This window comes from Nonomuraea sp. NPDC050547 (assembly GCF_044457345.1).
In the GTDB taxonomy this organism is placed as follows: Bacteria; Actinomycetota; Actinomycetes; order Streptosporangiales; family Streptosporangiaceae; genus Nonomuraea.
In genome coordinates this window covers 327917-343119 of record NZ_JBITGW010000009.1, presented here as the reverse complement: position 1 = coordinate 343119, position 15203 = coordinate 327917, and the positions used below count along the sequence as shown (strand labels likewise).

Annotated in this window: 14 protein-coding genes; 4 read left to right on the top strand and 10 right to left on the bottom strand. The window is 72.1% G+C overall.

The annotated features are described in order from the left end of the window. The first annotated feature begins 74 nt into the window (after window positions 1-74). Window positions 75-908, top strand: coding sequence for an undecaprenyl-diphosphate phosphatase (locus ACIBHY_RS24335; protein ID WP_360458744.1), 834 nt, complete (start codon window positions 75-77; stop codon window positions 906-908). Here ACIBHY_RS24335 and ACIBHY_RS24330 read toward each other — a convergent pair. The 3 genes from ACIBHY_RS24330 to ACIBHY_RS24320 are packed head-to-tail and all read right to left on the bottom strand — an operon-like array spanning window position 905 to window position 3378. Then, window positions 905-2356, bottom strand: coding sequence for an amidase (locus ACIBHY_RS24330; RefSeq protein WP_397307754.1), 1452 nt, complete (start codon window positions 2354-2356; stop codon window positions 905-907). The genes ACIBHY_RS24335 and ACIBHY_RS24330 overlap by 4 nt on opposite strands. A 19-nt stretch (window positions 2357-2375) precedes the next feature. Further along, window positions 2376-2537, bottom strand: coding sequence for a hypothetical protein (locus tag ACIBHY_RS24325; RefSeq protein ID WP_184958437.1), 162 nt, complete (start codon window positions 2535-2537; stop codon window positions 2376-2378). Then, window positions 2530-3378 (bottom strand): SPFH domain-containing protein, encoded by an 849-nt coding sequence (locus ACIBHY_RS24320; RefSeq protein ID WP_397247882.1) that lies wholly within the window; start codon window positions 3376-3378, stop codon window positions 2530-2532. The genes ACIBHY_RS24325 and ACIBHY_RS24320 overlap by 8 nt, the downstream gene beginning before the upstream one ends. A gap of 56 nt (window positions 3379-3434) precedes the next feature. Here ACIBHY_RS24320 and ACIBHY_RS24315 point away from each other — a divergent pair, with 56 nt between their 5' ends. Continuing rightward, complete coding sequence (locus ACIBHY_RS24315) at window positions 3435-4613, top strand: pyridoxal-phosphate dependent enzyme (protein ID WP_397247880.1); 1179 nt, start codon at window positions 3435-3437, stop codon at window positions 4611-4613. A gap of 49 nt (window positions 4614-4662) precedes the next feature. On the opposite strand, the gene ACIBHY_RS24310 is transcribed toward ACIBHY_RS24315, so the two are convergent. The 3 genes from ACIBHY_RS24310 to ACIBHY_RS24300 all read right to left on the bottom strand — a co-directional run bounded on the left by ACIBHY_RS24310 (window position 4663) and on the right by ACIBHY_RS24300 (window position 8187). Then, on the bottom strand, window positions 4663-5349 hold the full coding sequence (locus ACIBHY_RS24310; protein WP_397307753.1) for a hypothetical protein: 687 nt from the start codon (window positions 5347-5349) through the stop codon (window positions 4663-4665). Beyond that, window positions 5346-7724 (bottom strand): ATP-dependent helicase HrpB, encoded by a 2379-nt coding sequence (hrpB, locus tag ACIBHY_RS24305; RefSeq protein ID WP_397307799.1) that lies wholly within the window; start codon window positions 7722-7724, stop codon window positions 5346-5348. Before hrpB ends, ACIBHY_RS24310 begins: the two co-directional genes overlap by 4 nt. Window positions 7725-7872: 148 nt before the next feature. Then, window positions 7873-8187 carry an ArsR/SmtB family transcription factor gene (locus tag ACIBHY_RS24300; RefSeq protein WP_397247876.1) on the bottom strand — a complete coding sequence of 105 codons (315 nt, stop codon included), beginning with the start codon at window positions 8185-8187 and terminating at the stop codon, window positions 7873-7875. A 57-nt stretch (window positions 8188-8244) separates the two neighbouring features. On the opposite strand from ACIBHY_RS24300, the gene ACIBHY_RS24295 reads away from it, so the two are divergent. Further along, the gene (locus tag ACIBHY_RS24295) at window positions 8245-9393 is read left to right on the top strand and encodes an MFS transporter (RefSeq protein WP_397247874.1); all 1149 of its coding nucleotides are present in this window, start codon (window positions 8245-8247) and stop codon (window positions 9391-9393) included. Window positions 9394-9400: 7 nt separating this feature from the next. Here ACIBHY_RS24295 and ACIBHY_RS24290 read toward each other — a convergent pair whose 3' ends face one another. Then, window positions 9401-10288: a LysR family transcriptional regulator gene (locus ACIBHY_RS24290; RefSeq protein WP_397307752.1), complete on the bottom strand. Its 888-nt coding sequence runs from the start codon at window positions 10286-10288 to the stop codon at window positions 9401-9403. A gap of 70 nt (window positions 10289-10358) precedes the next feature. Here ACIBHY_RS24290 and ACIBHY_RS24285 point away from each other — a divergent pair, with 70 nt between their 5' ends. After that, complete coding sequence (locus ACIBHY_RS24285; RefSeq protein ID WP_397307751.1) at window positions 10359-11648, top strand: FAD-binding oxidoreductase; 1290 nt, start codon at window positions 10359-10361, stop codon at window positions 11646-11648. Window positions 11649-11791: 143 nt separating this feature from the next. Here ACIBHY_RS24285 and ACIBHY_RS24280 read toward each other — a convergent pair whose 3' ends face one another. The 3 genes from ACIBHY_RS24280 to deoC form a co-directional block, all read right to left on the bottom strand. Next, complete coding sequence (locus ACIBHY_RS24280) at window positions 11792-12637, bottom strand: aldehyde dehydrogenase family protein (RefSeq protein WP_397247868.1); 846 nt, start codon at window positions 12635-12637, stop codon at window positions 11792-11794. A gap of 179 nt (window positions 12638-12816) precedes the next feature. Next, the gene (locus ACIBHY_RS24275; protein ID WP_397307750.1) at window positions 12817-14238 is read right to left on the bottom strand and encodes an aldehyde dehydrogenase family protein; all 1422 of its coding nucleotides are present in this window, start codon (window positions 14236-14238) and stop codon (window positions 12817-12819) included. 2 nt (window positions 14239-14240) lie between these two features. Further along, on the bottom strand, window positions 14241-15170 hold the full coding sequence (gene deoC / locus ACIBHY_RS24270) for a deoxyribose-phosphate aldolase (protein WP_397247864.1): 930 nt from the start codon (window positions 15168-15170) through the stop codon (window positions 14241-14243). Between the last annotated feature and the right edge of the window lie 33 nt (window positions 15171-15203).

The following is a 15203-nucleotide window of genomic DNA, read 5'->3' as shown; positions in this document are numbered from 1 at the left end:
AACGCTGTCACCACCCAACCCCAACGACCGATAACCTCGCTTCGTCAAAGAGACGGGCGTGGGAGGGTATACGCGTGATCGGCTGGCTCGAAGCTGTGGTCCTGGGCCTGATCCAGGGCCTGACGGAGTTCCTCCCGATCTCCTCCAGCGCACACATCCGCGTCGTCTCCGAACTCGTCGGCTGGGACGACCCGGGCGCCGCCTTCACCGCGGTGATCCAGCTCGGCACCGAGACGGCGGTCCTGATCTACTTCCGCAAGGAGATCTGGGAGATCGTCTCCACCTGGACCCGCTCCCTGTGGACACCCGCCCTGCGCGGCGCGTTCCACGCCAGGATGGGCTGGTTCATCATCGTCGGCTCGCTCCCCATCGGCATGCTCGGCCTGCTGTTCAAGACCGAGATCGAGACCGTCTTCCGCGACCTGCGCATCATCGCCACCACGCTCATCGTCTTCGCGATCATCCTGTGGTTCGCCGACCGCACCGCCCGCAACAAGCTCACGCTGGAGAAGCACCTCAGCTTCACCCACGCCATCGTGTACGGCTTCGCCCAGTCGCTGGCCCTGATCCCCGGGGTCTCCCGCTCCGGCGGCACCATCACCGCCGGCCTCCTGCTCGACTACCGGCGCGAGGACGCGGCCAAGTACTCCTTCCTGCTGGCCATCCCGGCGGTGCTGTCGTCGGGCCTGCTGGAGCTGACCGAGATCGGCGAGGGCCAGGCGCCCGCGTGGGGCCCGACGATCCTGGCCACGATCATCTCGTTCGTGGTCGGCTACGCGGCCGTGGCCTGGTTCCTGCGCTACATCAGCACCCACCGCTTCACCGGCTTCGTCATCTACCGGATCGCGCTCGGGGCGTTCATCTTCCTGTGCATCGCGCTGGGCTGGATCTCGCCCCTGCCCGGCTAGAGCGAGTAGCCCGGCGGGCGCACCGCCGGATGCGCGGTGGTCAGCTGGGCGGCGAGGCCGAGCAGGTGGGGTTCGCCGCCGGGCGGCGCGATGAGCTGCACGGCGATCGGCAGGCCCGTCGAGTGGGTGGCGATCGGCACCGACAGCGCCGGCCAGCCGCACATGTTCCACGGGCCCGTCGCCGGCGCGTACCTGGCGTTGGCCAGCACGTTGCTGAACAGGCCCCGCTGTGCCCACCCGTCGGCCCGGGGCGGCACCGCGGCCAGCGTCGGGGTGATGAGCACGTCCGCGTCGCCGAACCAGCGGTCGGCGCCGTAGCCGCTCCAGCGTTCCCTGCCCTTCGTGCCGTCGAGGGAGAGCCTGGCCAGCACCCGTCCGGCCCGGCCGAGGGCGCGGCTGCGGCGCTCCAGGCGGGCGCGGTCCAGGCCGTCGGCGGCCTCGCCCGAGCGGGCCAGCCAGGCGGCGATCGTGGCGGGACCGAGCCAGGCGGGCAGGCGCTCCTCGTGCTCCACGATCGTGTGCCCGGCCACGCGCAGCGTCTCGGCGGCCGCCTCCACCGCCGCCCGGAACTCCCGGTCCATGGACAGGCCCGCGGGTAGCGGCTGCGGCGCGTAGGCCACGCGCAGGTCGAACGGTCCGTTCGCGTCCGGCCGGATCGGACGGTGCTCCCAGGTCTGGTCGTCACCGTCGTCGGCCCAGACCGAGCGGAGCATCGGGCGCGTCGGCTCCGTCCGCGAGCCGGTCCGCCACGACTCGGCCAGGCCCGGGTCGGCGGCCAGCACCGACAACGTCAGCGACAGGTCGGCCACGCTCCACGCCAGCGGCCCGTTCTCGGTCAGGCCCCGCCAGTCGTTGACCGGCGGCGGGACCACGCCCGGACCCGGCTTCAGCGCCATCACCCCGCAGCAGGCCGCGGGGATGCGCAGCGAGCCCATGCCGTCGTTGCCGAGGGCGATCGGGACCATGCCCGCCGACACCGCCGCGGCCGCGCCGGACGAGGAGCCGCCGGCCGTACGGGAGAGGTCCCAGGGGTTTCTGACGGTGCCGTAGGCACTGTCGCCGAAGCCCACCAGGCCCAGCTCGGGCAGGTTGGTCAGGCCCACCACGACCGCGCCCGCCGCGCGCAGGCGGGCGACGGCGGGATGGTCCTCACGCGCGGGAGCGGCGGACGTGGCGGCCGAGCCGTGGCGGCACGCCTCGCCCGCGACCTCCAGGTTGTCCTTGACCGCCACGGGCACGCCCGCCAGCGGCAGGTCGGCCAGGTCGCGGCGCTTGCGCACCGCCCGCGCCTCCTCGACCGCGCGCCCCCTGACCAGGCGGAAGGCCCCGAGCCGTGGATCACGCTCGGCGATCACCTGGAGATGCTCCTCGACGACGGTCTCCGGCGCGACGTCCCCATGCCGTACGGCTGCCGCGATCTCCACGGCGGACCTTCCTGCCCACAACATGCATAGAGTCTGCAGGTTTCTAGCGTTCGGTGCGAGGCTCCCGACCTGCTTCCTTCAGGGCCAGGCGCAACGCGAACTCGATTTGCCCGTTCACGCTGCGCAGGTCGTCGGCCGCCCACTTGGCGATGGCGTCGTAGACGGCCGGATCCAGGCGCAGCAGGAGCTTCTTCTTGTCAGGCATAGAGGCTGCCGGCGTTCACCACCGGCTGGGTCGCGCGGTCGCCGCACAGCACGACCAGCAGGTTGGAGACCATCTGCGCCTTGCGCTCCTCGTCGAGGTCGACCACGCCCTCGGCGGCGAGCCGGTTCAGCGCGAGCTGGACCATCCCCACCGCGCCCTCGACGATGCGCGTCCGCGCCGCGACCACCTGGGCGGCCTGCTGGCGGACCAGCATCGCCTGGGCGATCTCGGGCGCGTAGGCCAGGTGGGTGATGCGCGCCTCCAGCACCTCGACCCCGGCCAGCTCGGTGCGCTCCCGCAGTTCGGTGGTGAGCTCCTCGGCGACGGTGGCGCCGTCGCGCAGGCTGGTGCGGGACTCCTCGTGCGAGTCGTACGGATGGGTGGTGGCCAGGTGACGCACCGCGGCCTCCGACTGGATGGAGACGTACTCCTCGTAGTCGTCGACGGAGAACACGGCCCGCGCGGCGTCGGTGACCCTGTAGACGACGACGGCGGCGATCTCCACCGGGTTGCCGTCGGCGTCGTTCACCTTCAGCCTGGCCGTCTCGAAGTTGCGGACCCGGAGCGTGACCTTGCGCTTCGTGGTGAGCGGGAGCACCCACTGCAGGCCGGCGTCGGTGACCGTGCCGACGTAGCGGCCCATGAACTGCACGACATTGGCCTCGTTCGGGTTGATCACGGCGAACCCGGTGAGCATGAGCAGCACGACCAGCCCGAGGACGATCGCGAGCACCAGCCCGGACAGCCCGCCGTTGAGCAGGGTCAGCCCCGCCACCGCGGCCAGCGCGATCGCCACGATCAGGGCCAGGAAGCCGTTGAGGCGGAAGGCACGTCGTTCCATCGCGACTCCTTGCTATCGAAGTGATATCACGATGATAGCCCACTAGGCTCGAACGCGTGACCGCTCCATCGCTTGCCGTCGCCCAGCGCTCACTGGGCGACCCCTCGATCAGCTATCCCCTCGTCCCCCCGCTCACCCGCGGCTGTCCCAAGACCGGCACCGACGCCCTGGCCTACCCGCTCGACGTGGACTACGACTACGACCGGGTGCCCGCCGGGTTGTTCGAGCAGGCGCCGCTGCCCGACATCGCGCGGTGGTCGCCGCTGCTGCCGCCGCTCCACGCGCCCACCCTGGGCGAGGGCGGCACCCCGCTGCTGGAGCTCGACGGCGGCGTCCACCTCAAGGACGAGTCCCGCAACCCCACCTGGTCGCACAAGGACCGGCTCAACCGCGTCACCGTCAGCGCCGCGCTCGCCGCGGGCGCCCCCGGCGTGGTCGTCGCCTCATCCGGCAACCACGGCGCCTCAGCCGCCGCCTACGCCGCCCGCGCCGGGCTCAAGGCCGTCGTGCTCGCCTCCGCCGACTCGCCGCCCGCCGTCCAGTCGTTCGTGCGCGCGTACGGGGCGAAGGTCCTGACCGTGGACGCGGACAGACGCTGGCCGCTGCTGCGCGACATCGTCGACGAACTCGGCTACCACCCGGTCAGCAACCAGACCGTCACCCACACCGGCCACCCCTACGGCCCCGAGGGCTACAAGACCATCGCCTACGAGCTGTTCGCGCAGCTCGGCCGGGTCCCGGCGGCGGTGTTCACGCCGACCGGCTACGGCGAGCTCCTCTACGGCGTCTGGAAGGGCTTCACCGAGTTGCGCCGCACGGGCGCGACGACGGACGTGCCGCTCATGTTCGCCTGCGAACCGGCCGCCGGCGCCCCGACCGCGCGGGCGCTGGCCGACGGCGAACCCGCCGCGATCGTCGACGCCGGCCCTTCCGACGCCTACGCCATCCTGTGCGCGGTCGGCGGGCACCGCGGCGTGCTCGCGGTCCGCGACAGCGGCGGCCTGGCGCTGCCGGTCGGCGACGACGCGATGCGCGCCGCCCAGCGGGAGCTGGCCGATCAGGGCGTCTGGCAGGAACTCTCGGGCGCCGCCGGCCTGGCCGCCTACCGCGCGCTGGGCCGTACCTTCGACGGGCCTGTGGTGTGCGTCGGGACGTCCAGCGGCTTCAAGGACCTCGGCGTGGGCACGCGCCCGGCAGAGGTCCTCGCCGACCCCACCTGGCGCGACGCCCTCTAGTGGGCGCCTTTCAGCGGGTGCGGTGTGCCTTTGACGGTACGGCGGGCCGCTACGAGCCCTCGTGCAGCCAGACGCGCAGCGGCCCGATCGCGGTGAACCCGTGGCGGGCCGCCGCCGCGACGTCACTCTCGTACCCGACGAGCGCCCGCCCGGGGAACAGCCGAGCGGCCATCGCCAGCACACCCGCCCAGGCGTCGTCCACGTCGCGACCGGCGGCGAACACGTTCGAGACGCCCACCACCCGCTCGTCGCCGCTGAGCACCGCGCCGCAGACGATCTCACCCTCGGCCCGTCCGGCCAGCACCCGGGCCCCGTCCAGGACCGCGGGCAGGAACAGCTCGTTGTCGTGCCCGCCGCTCCAGGCTCGTTCCCATGCGCGCAGGACGGCGGCGTCCTCGACCCGCTCCCAGCCCACCTCGCCCGGCACGGCCACGTCCTCGGGCGGCTCCCGGTGGATCCAGCTCGCCTCGAACAGCACCTCGAACCCGCCGTCCAGCTCCAGCGCGGCGAAGCTGTCCTTCACCGAGGCCCACGGGCCCGCGTCGATGCCGTCCAGCACGTCGGCGGCGGTGGCCGCGGGGTCGAGGGTGACGGCGTCGGGGTAGTAGGGCGGCGTCCTGCGGTCGCTGCTCCACACCGCGGGGCCGAAGCGCCCGGTGACTCCGTGCGCCCGCGACATCAGGTCGCACCACTCGGCGTTGTTGCGCGCCGCCGCCAGCACCCTCTCGTCGGTCATTTCCCCATTATCCGGGCATTGGTGTGGCGGGTGGCCTTCGCCGTCAAAGGGTCCTCCGGCCAGGGATGCTTGGGATAGCGCCCGCGCAGCTCGGCCCGTACCGCCCGGTAGCCGTCGCGCCAGAACGAGGCCAGATCCGCCGTGACCGCCGCCGGGCGGCCCGCCGGGGACAGCAGGTGGATGAGCAGCGGCACCCCGGCGATCTTCGGGGCGTCGTCCCAGCCGAACAGCTCCTGCAGCTTGACCGCCAGCACCGGCTGCCCGCCCGAGTAGTCGACGCGGATCCGCGACCCGCTCGGCACCTCGATCCGCTCCGGGGCGACCTCCTCAAGCCGCCGGCTCCACGGGATCAGCCTGCGCAGCGCCGTGGCCACGTCGATGCGTTCCAGGTCGGAACGGCGGCGCGCCCGCGACAGCTCCGGCTCCAGCCACTGCTCGGCCAGATCGGGCAACGCGTCCATGTCCGGCCACGGGTCGCCGGCCGCCCGATGACAGAAGGCCAGCCGTTCGCGCAGGGCGACGGCCTCAGGAGTCCACGTGAGCACGTCCTCGGTACGCAGGCCGTACAGCAGAGCCTCCCGCACCTCGGCGCCCCGCAGCGGCTTGGACCCCAGCTCGATCGCGCCCATCCGCTCGACCCGCCGCGCCACCACGTCACCGCGCCGCTCCCCGGGCGCCACCTTCCAGGCCACCTCGTCCTCGACCGTGACCTCGCAGGCCAGCCGGGCCGTGTCCGCGTCGATCACCACGGCCTGCCGGATCCGCGCGGTCGCGGAACCCGCCGGCCGGTCGGCCACCGCGATGGCCAGCCACTCGGCCTCTCCCAGCCGCGAACCCTCGCCGAGCCGCGCCTGCGTACCGGACGCCATGAGATAGGCCCCGCCCCTGCGCCGCGCCACCCGCTCGGGAAACGCCAGCGCCACCGTCACCCCGGCCACCGCGTCGACGGTGCCCCGCCGCCCTCCCGTCGCCGCGGCGGCCCGGGTCAGGCGTTCGACCTCCTTGCGCCAGCGGGGCAGCGCGCCGCGGCGGGCTGAGCGCCAGACCTCGGCCAGGTCGTCTGAGGCGTCCCTGGGGAGCTGGTCGGACAGCAACGCGACCACCTCGGCGGAGCCCGGTCCGGCGTCAAGGAGCGCCCTGGCCAGTCGCGGGTGCACGCCCACCTGCGCCATCCGCCGCCCACGATCGGTCACCCGCGCCGTTCCGGGCTCAAGGGCTCCAAGCGTTTCGAGGGTACGGGCGGCCGCCGACATCGCGGCCGGCGGCGGCGAGGTCAGGAGGCGCAGGCCGGTGGCGTCAGGAGTGCCCCAGCAGGCGGCCTGGAGGGCGAAACCGGTCAGGTCGGCCAAGGCGATCTCAGGTTGCGGATGGTCGGGCAGGCGCTGGTGTTCGGCCTCGGTCCAGCAGCGGTAGACGGCGCCGGGCGCCTCGCGGCCCGCCCGTCCGGCCCGCTGCACGGCCGCCGCCTTCGAGGCGCGGACCGTGGTGAGGGAGCCGAGCCCCCTCGCATGGTCGGTACGCGGTTCGCGGGCCAGCCCCGAGTCCACGACCACGCGTACCCCGGGCACGGTCAGGCTCGACTCGGCCACCGACGTGGCCAGAACGACCCGGCGGGCCTCGGCGGGGGCGAGCACGGCGTCCTGGACGTGGGCGGGGGCCTGGCCGTGTACCTGGAGCACCTGCACGTCCTCGTCGGCGAGCATCCTGGCGACCTTGCCGATCTCGGCGACGCCGGGCAGGAAGCACAGCACGTCGCCCTGCCGTTCGGCCAGCGCCCGCCGTACCGTCGAGGCGACGTGGGACAGCAACGCGGGGTCCACCCGCAGCCCGTGCGGCGGCGCGAGCGCGCGGGACGGCGGCGCCCACACGGTCTCGACGGGGTGCAGGGCGCCGGTGGCGGCCACGATCGGCGCGTCGCCGAGCAGGCGGGCCAGGGGCGCGGCGTCGGCGGTCGCGGAGGTGGCCAGCAGGCGCAGGTCCGGGCGGAGTGTCTCGCGGACGTCGAGCAGGAAGGCGAGGGCGGTGTCGGCGTCGAGGTGGCGTTCGTGGCACTCGTCGAGGATGACGACGTCCACGCCGGGGAGTTCTTGGTCGTGCTGGAGGCGCTGCAGCAGCACGCCTGTGGTCACGACCTCGACCATGGGGTTGCGGCCGACCTTGCGCTCGCCCCTGATCGTGTAGCTGACACCCATCCTGTGCGCGGCCGCCCGTACGGCCAGCCGCCGCGGCTCGGCCACCAGCACCCGCAACCCTTCGTCGGCCAGCGCGAGGGGCACCACCGTGGTCTTGCCGGTGCCGGGGGGCGCGGTGAGCACCGCGCTGCCATGCCGTTCGAGCACATGCGACAACTCCCCCAACACCCCAGCGATCGGCAACCCATCCCCCAGGCCGAGCGCGGCGATGGCCGGATCGAGCGCGTCCGGCGGCCCCGCGAGAGGCGAGCCGGGTGTGCCCGACGACCCGGATGGCGTGCCGGTGGTTGTGGGGTTGGGTGAGGGGGTTCGGGGTGGGGTGGGCACGGGTTCAGGCGGGGTGGGCGGCGGTGAGGATGGAGTTGATCAGGCCGGGGAAGCGGGCGTCGAGGTCGTCCCTGCGCAGGCTGAGCATGCGTTCACGACCGTTCAGCCGGGTCCTGGTGACGCCGGCCTCGCGCAGCGCGCGGTAGTGGTGCGACAGCGTCGACTTGTGGATGTCGAGGTCGTCTCCGGCGCTGGAGCACGACAGCTCGCGGCCGTCGGAGAGCTTGACGACCAGTTCCAGCCGCACGGGGTCCCCCAAAACCCTCAGCACCTCCGTGAGCTGGATGTCCTTCGCGTCCGGATGCGGAAGCTGGCGCATGATGTCACTCTACTTCAGTTCTATTGTTTGACAACCATCCAACTATAAGCCAGCGTAGTGGGAGTGAATTCCAGGCTTTATCCACTTGCTGTGGGAAATTTCGCTGTTGGGACGGGCATGTTCGTCACGGCGGGACTTCTCCCTCCGATCTCCCGTGACCTGCAGATCTCCGTGGCGGCGGCCGGGCAGTTGGCGACGGTGTTCGCGCTGGCCTACGCCATTCTCTCGCCCGTGCTGGCGGCGCTCACGGCCAGGTTGCCGCGCAAGCGCCTGCTGGTGATCGCGCTCGCCGTCTTCATCCTGGGCAACGCCTTGACCGCCATCGCCCCCACCTACCCCTTGATCCTGGCCACGCGGGTGATCGCCGCGGCCGGGGCGGCCATGTTCACGCCGACCGCCTCCGGCGTCGCCAACGCGCTGACCTCGCCGGAACGCCGGGGCCGCGCGCTGGCGCTGGTGATGGGCGGGCTCAGCGTCTCCTCGGCGATCGGGGTGCCGCTGGGCACCTGGCTCGGCGGTGCGGGCGGCTGGCGTTCGACGATCTGGCTGGTGGTGGCGCTCGGCGTCGTGGGCCTGATCGGCGTGGCCGTTCTGGTGCCGGAAGTGGTGATCCCCTCCTCGGGACGGCTGCGCGACCGCTTCGCCCCGCTGGCCGACCGAGGTGTGGTGGCGGTGCTGACGACCCAGTTGCTGATCTTCTCCGCGGGCTTCACCGCCTACACCTACATCGGTTCCCTCTTCGACCTGCCGCTCCCCGCGGTGTTGTGGGCGTGGGGGCTGGGCGGGATCATCGGCAACCAGCTCGGCGGCCGCCTCACCGACGCGTACGGCCCACGCCGGATGGTCTTCCTGAGCCTCGTCGCCGCGACCGTCTTCCTCGCCCTGATCCCGGTCGCGAACCTGTCCCTTCCGATCGCCCTGGTCTGGGCCTTCCTCTGGGGAACGGTGGGCTGGCTGATGGCTCCCGCGCAGCAGTACCGGACGGTCGCCGCGGTCCCCGACAGCGTGCCGATCGGACTGGGACTGCTCTCGTCGGCCCAGTACGCGGGCCTGTTCGTGGCCGGCCTCACGGGCGGCCTGGCCTTGGAGTGGTACGGCAGAGCCGGCGTGATCATCCTCTCCACCGGACTGGGCGTGGCCGCGTTGCTGTTCACCTTGGCCACCTACCGCCGCGCACCGGCGGCGGTGGCACAGGCGACCACCTGACCCGGAGCTAGCCCGGCCCGCCCATCGTCGCCCTGGCGTGCTCGACCAGCGCACGGGCCGCCGGCCCAGCGGGCTGGTCGGTACGCCAGGCCAGCCCCATCTGCCCCCGCATGGCGGGCTCCCGGATCTCCAGCACGTGCAGGTCGTGATGCCGCGCGGTCGCCGACCGCGGCAGGATCGCCACCCCCAGCCCGTGACCGGCCAGCTTGGCCAGGAAGTACGGCTCGCTGGCCTCGAACGCCACCCGAGGCCGGAAGTCCGCACCGGCGCAGGCAGACTCGAGGATGGACCGCAACCCGGTCCCCGACGGCAACGTGATCAGCGTATGATCTCGCAGCTCCGACACCGTGACCGAGTCCCGCCCGTCGAGCTCGTGCCCGTGCCCGACCGCCGCCACGACGTCCTGGTCGATGACCACCTGGGTCTCCACCCCGGCGGGCAGCTGCGCCCCGAGCCCGAGCAGGGCCAGGTCCACCTGCCCTGCCGCCAGCGCCTCGGCGAGCGTGACCGGGTCCATCTCGTTGAGCGTGATCTCCACGGCCGGATGCTTGGCGTGGAAGTCCGCCAGGAGCCCGGCCAGGTCCAGCGCCCAGGGCGCGGTCACCACGGCCATGACCACCCGCCCCCGCAGCAGCCCGGTGAACTCGTCGACGACGTCGCGCATCCCGGTCACCGCCCACAGCGCGGCCCGCGCGTAGGGCAGCACCGCCCGCCCCACCTCGGTCAGCGTCACGCTGCGCCCCGACCGGTCGAACAACGGCTGCCCCAGCTCCCGTTCCAACTGCTTGACCTGGGCGCTCACACCGGGCTGCGCCACATGCAGCTTGGTCGCGGCCTTGGTGAAGCCGCCCTCCTCGACCACCGACACGAAGTACTCGAGCTGCCGCAGTTCCATAACTGTGGATTATAGCTACGAGCAGAAACAGCTCTTGGACTTATGGAAAGCCTCTGGGCACGATGGCCGTATGGCTCACACCATCACCCCAGACTCCGACCAGTACGACAGCGAGCGGACCGGCTTCCAGCTCTCCGCGAGCCATCGCCCCGACGTGATCTTCGCCGCGGAGAACGCCGCGGACGTCCGCGCCGCCGTGTCCCATGCCGCCGCGCACGACCTGCCCGTGGCCGTCCAGGCCACCGGCCACGGACTGGCGGTCGCGGGTGACGGCGGCGTCCTCGTCACCACGGGAAGAATGAACGGCGTCCGCATCGACCCGGCGGCCAGGACCGCCTGGATCGAGGCGGGGACCCCGTGGTCCAAGGTGATCGAGGCCGCCGCCGCCCACGGCCTGGCCCCGCTGTCCGGCGCCGCACCGGCGGTGGGCGCGCTCTCCTACACCCTCGGCGGCGGCATCGGCCTCATGGCCCGCGAGCACGGTTACGCCGCCGACCACGTCAAGGCGATCGAGGTGGTCACCGCCGACGCCGACCTCGCCCTGGCCACCCCCGACAAGGAGCCCGACCTGTTCTGGGCCCTGCTCGGCGGCAGGGGCAACTTCGGCGTGGCCACGGGCCTGGAAATCGCCCTGTTCCCGGTGACGACCCTGTACGGCGGCGCGCTGTTCTTCGACGGCTTCGACGCGGTGCACGCGTGGCGCGAGTGGGTGGCGAACGTCCCGGAGAAGATGACCTCGTCCGTGGCCGTCATCCCGTTCCCCGACGTCCCGTTCGTCCCCGAACCCCTGCGCGGCCGCCGGGCGACCCACGTCCGCATCGCCTACGCGGGCCCGGCGGAGGAGGGCGAGCGCCTCATAGAACCCCTGCGCGCGTACGGCCCGCGCCTGATGGACAAGGTGGAGGAGATCCCCTACACCCGATCGGGCATCATCCACAACGACCCGACCGACCCGGTGGCCTCCCAGTCCTCCCACAGCCTCCTGCGGGAACTGCCACCCCAGGCGGTGGAGGCGGCCAGGTCCCTGACCACCACCATCGTGGAGATCCGCCACCTGGGCGGAGCCCTGTCCCGCCCGCCGGCCACACCGAACGCCATCGGCAACCGGGACGCCTCGTTCCTCTACGGCATCGTCTCCAGAGGCGGCGAGGTAGCCCCAGAGCACGCCCAGACCGAAGCCGCCCTACGCCCCTGGTCAACCGGCGGAAAGGCGCTGAACTTCCTGTTCGCCGCCCACGCGACGGAAGAAGACGTGAAGAAGGCCTTCGAGCCGACAGCATACGAACGCCTCAGGGACCTCAAGACGACCTACGACCCGGCCGACCTGTTCCGCCACACCCACCACATCCCACCCCGGTAGGCCGGGAGAGGGGGCCGGCGAAAGGCCGTGACGGCGGGCACCACGTCCGGCGTGAGAGGCGACCCCCACGATCGGCGCCCGCCCACGCCGGCGGGTGGCGTGGGCGGGGGCTCGCCGTAACGGATAGAAGCCCTAAATGAGGGTCAGATCCCCACCGGGTGCCAGACGGTCTTGGTTTCGAGGAAGCGGGTCATGCGGGAAAGGGCCGGGTCCGGGGACCAGTCCTCGGACGCGGGGCGGAAGACGCGCTTGAGGTTCTCGGCGGCCTCCTGCTCGCACTTCAGCGCCAGGTCAGGATCCTCGACGCCGCCGAGGTCCAGGCCGTTGACGTCCATGTGCGCTGCCAGCCACGGGGCCAGTTCCGACTGGTGGCCGGTGAGGAGGTTGACCACTCCGCCGGGCAGGTCGGAGGTGGCCAGCACCTCGGCCAGCGTGATCGCGGGCAGCGGCGCGTTCTCCGCGGCCACCACCACGCACGTGTTCCCGGTGACGATGACGGGCGCGATCACCGAGATCAGCCCGAGCAGCGGGTCGGCGGGCGCGACGACCGCGACCACCCCGGTCGGCTCCGGCGTCGAGAGGTTGAAGTACGGCCCCGCCACCGGATTCGCCGCCCCGCGCACCGAGGCGATCTTGTCCGACCACCCGGCGTACCAGACCAGCCGGTCCACGGCCGCGTCCACCCGCTCGGCCGCGGCCTTCTTGGGCCCGCCCAGCTCCTCGGCGAACTGCGCCCGCCGCCCCTCCAGCATCTCCGCGACGCGGTAGAGGATCTGCCCCCGGTTGTACGGCGTGGCCCCCGACCACCCGGGGAAGGCCTTGCGGGCGGCCACCACGGCGTCACGGGCGTCCTTGCGCGAGGCACGCGCCGCGTTGGCCACGAACTCGCCCTTGGCCGAGGTCACGACGTAGGACCTTCCACTCTCGGAGCGCGGGAACGCCCCGCCGATGAACAGCTTGTAGGTCTTGCGAACGGCCAACCTACTCATCGCCGCGCCCCCTCCACGTGATCTCCTGGGTCAGCTGCACAGGAGCGAAGATCTGACCGCACCTGCTGACGCCGCAGCGGTGCGCGAACCACCCGGTACGGCCGGGCCGCCCGGCCCTGGCGAAGGCGTGTCCCCGAGTGGCCTGCCCGCGGCGGGCCCTGCGTCTGCCGCGCTTGTGCTCACACATCGAGGTAGGCCTCCAGCCCGGCGAGCCCGCCTTCCCTGCCGTAGCCCGACTCCTTGTACCCGCCGAACGGCGAGGTGGGGTCGAACTTGTTGAAGGTGTTGGCCCACACCACTCCGGCGCGCAGCCGGTCGGCCATCCACAGGATGCGCGAACCCTTCTCGGTCCAGACGCCGGCCGACAGCCCGTACGGGGTGTTGTTGGCCTTCTCCACGGCCTCGGCCGGGGTGCGGAAGGTGAGCACGGACAGCACCGGCCCGAAGATCTCCTCGCGGGCGATGCGGTGGGACTGGGCGACGCCGGTGAAGAGGGTCGGCGGGAACCAGAAGCCCTTCTCCGGGATGTCGCAGGGGGGCGACCAGCGCTCCGCGCCCTCCGAGTCTCCAATTTCCGACATTTCACGAATCTTCGCCAGCTGCTCGGCGGAGTTGATGGCGCCGATGTCGGTGTTCTTGTCGAGCGGGTCGCCGAGCCTCAGCGTGCCGAGGCGGCGCTTGAGCGCGGTCAGCAGCTCGTCCTGGACCGACTCCTGCACCAGCAGCCGCGAGCCGGCGCAGCACACGTGGCCCTGATTGAAGAAGATGCCGTTGACGATGCCCTCGACGGCCTGGTCGACGGCGGCGTCCTCGAACACGATGTTCGCGGCCTTGCCGCCGAGTTCGAGCGTGAGCTTCTTGTCGGTGCCCGCGACGGTGCGGGCGATGATGCGGCCGACCTCGGTGGAGCCGGTGAAGGCCACCTTGTTGACGTCGGGGTGGGCCACGACGGCCGCCCCTGTCTCGCCCGCGCCGGTGACGATGTTGACCACGCCGGGCGGCAGGTCGGCCTGCTGGCAGATCTCCGCGAACAGCAACGCGGTCAGCGGGGTGGTCTCGGCCGGCTTGAGTACGACGGTGTTGCCGCAGGCCAGCGCCGGTGCGATCTTCCACGCCAGCATGAGCAGCGGGAAGTTCCAGGGGATGACCTGACCGGCCACGCCCAGCGGCTTGGTGCCGAACCCGGCGTGCTCCAGCTTGTCGGCCCAGCCCGCGTAGTAGAAGAAGTGCGCCGCGACCAGCGGCACGTCCACGTCACGCGACTCGCGGATGGGCTTGCCGTTGTCGAGCGACTCCAGCACGGCCAGCTCGCGGGCCCGCTCCTGGATGATGCGGGCGATGCGGAAGATGTACTTGGCCCGCTCGGAACCGGGCAGCGCGCTCCAGACGCCGAACGCCTTGCGCGCGGCCTGGACCGCGCGGTCCACGTCGTCGGAGGTGGCGGTGGCGATCTCGGCGAGCTTCTCCTCGCTCGCCGGATTGATCGTCTTGAAGGGGGCGCCGGACCCCTCGGCGAACTCGCCGTTGATGAACAGCCCGTAGGACGGCTTGATGTCGACGACATCGCGCGACTCGGGCGCGGGCGCGTATTCGAAGGCCATCGTCAGTCCAAGGTGAAGTAGTCGGGGCCCGCGTAGCGGCCGGTGGCCAGCTTCTCTCGCTGCATCAGCAGGTCGTTGAGCAGCGAGGAGGCGCCCAGCCGGAACCACTCGGGCGTCAGCCAGTCCGCGCCCGCGGTTTCGTTGACCAGGACCAGGTTCTTGACGGCGTCCTTCGTGGTGCGGATCCCGCCGGCGGGCTTCACGCCCACCTGGCGGCCGGTGGCGTCGCGGAAGTCGCGCACGGCCTCCAGCATGATCAGGGTCACCGGGAGCGTGGCCGCCGGGGCCACCTTGCCGGTGGAGGTCTTGATGAAGTCGGCGCCGGCGATCATGGCCAGCCAGGACGCGCGCCGTACGTTGTCATAGGTCGCCAGCTCGCCCGTCTCCAGGATCACCTTCAGGTGCGCCTGGCCGCAGGCGGCCTTCACCGCGACGATCTCCTCGAAGACCTTGAGGTAGTCGCCCTCCAGGAAGGCGCCGCGGTCGATCACCATGTCGATCTCGTCGGCGCCCGCCGCCACGGCCAGCGCGGTGTCGCTGACCTTGACCTCCAGGGAGGAGCGCCCGCTCGGGAAGGCGGTGGCCACCGAGGCGACCTTCACCCCCGAGCCCCTGACGGTCTCGGCGGCGACGGCCACCAGGTCGGGGTAGACGCAGACCGCCGCGACACGAGGCGCGCCGCCACCAGGACGCATCGCCTTGGTGCACATCGCCCGCACCTTGCCGTGCGTGTCCGCGCCTTCCAGCGTGGTGAGGTCGACCATGGAGATGGCCAGGTCGATGGCCTGCGCCTTCGCGGTCGTCTTGATGGATCGGGTGCCGAGCATCGCCGCTCGCTGGTCCGCGCCGACCCGGTCGACACCGGGCAGGCCGTGCAGGAAGGCCCGCAGCGTGGTGGCGGATGCCGCCACGTCCGCGAGCGAGTTAGTCACAGTAGATGACACCCCCACAGCATCGCCGACCGG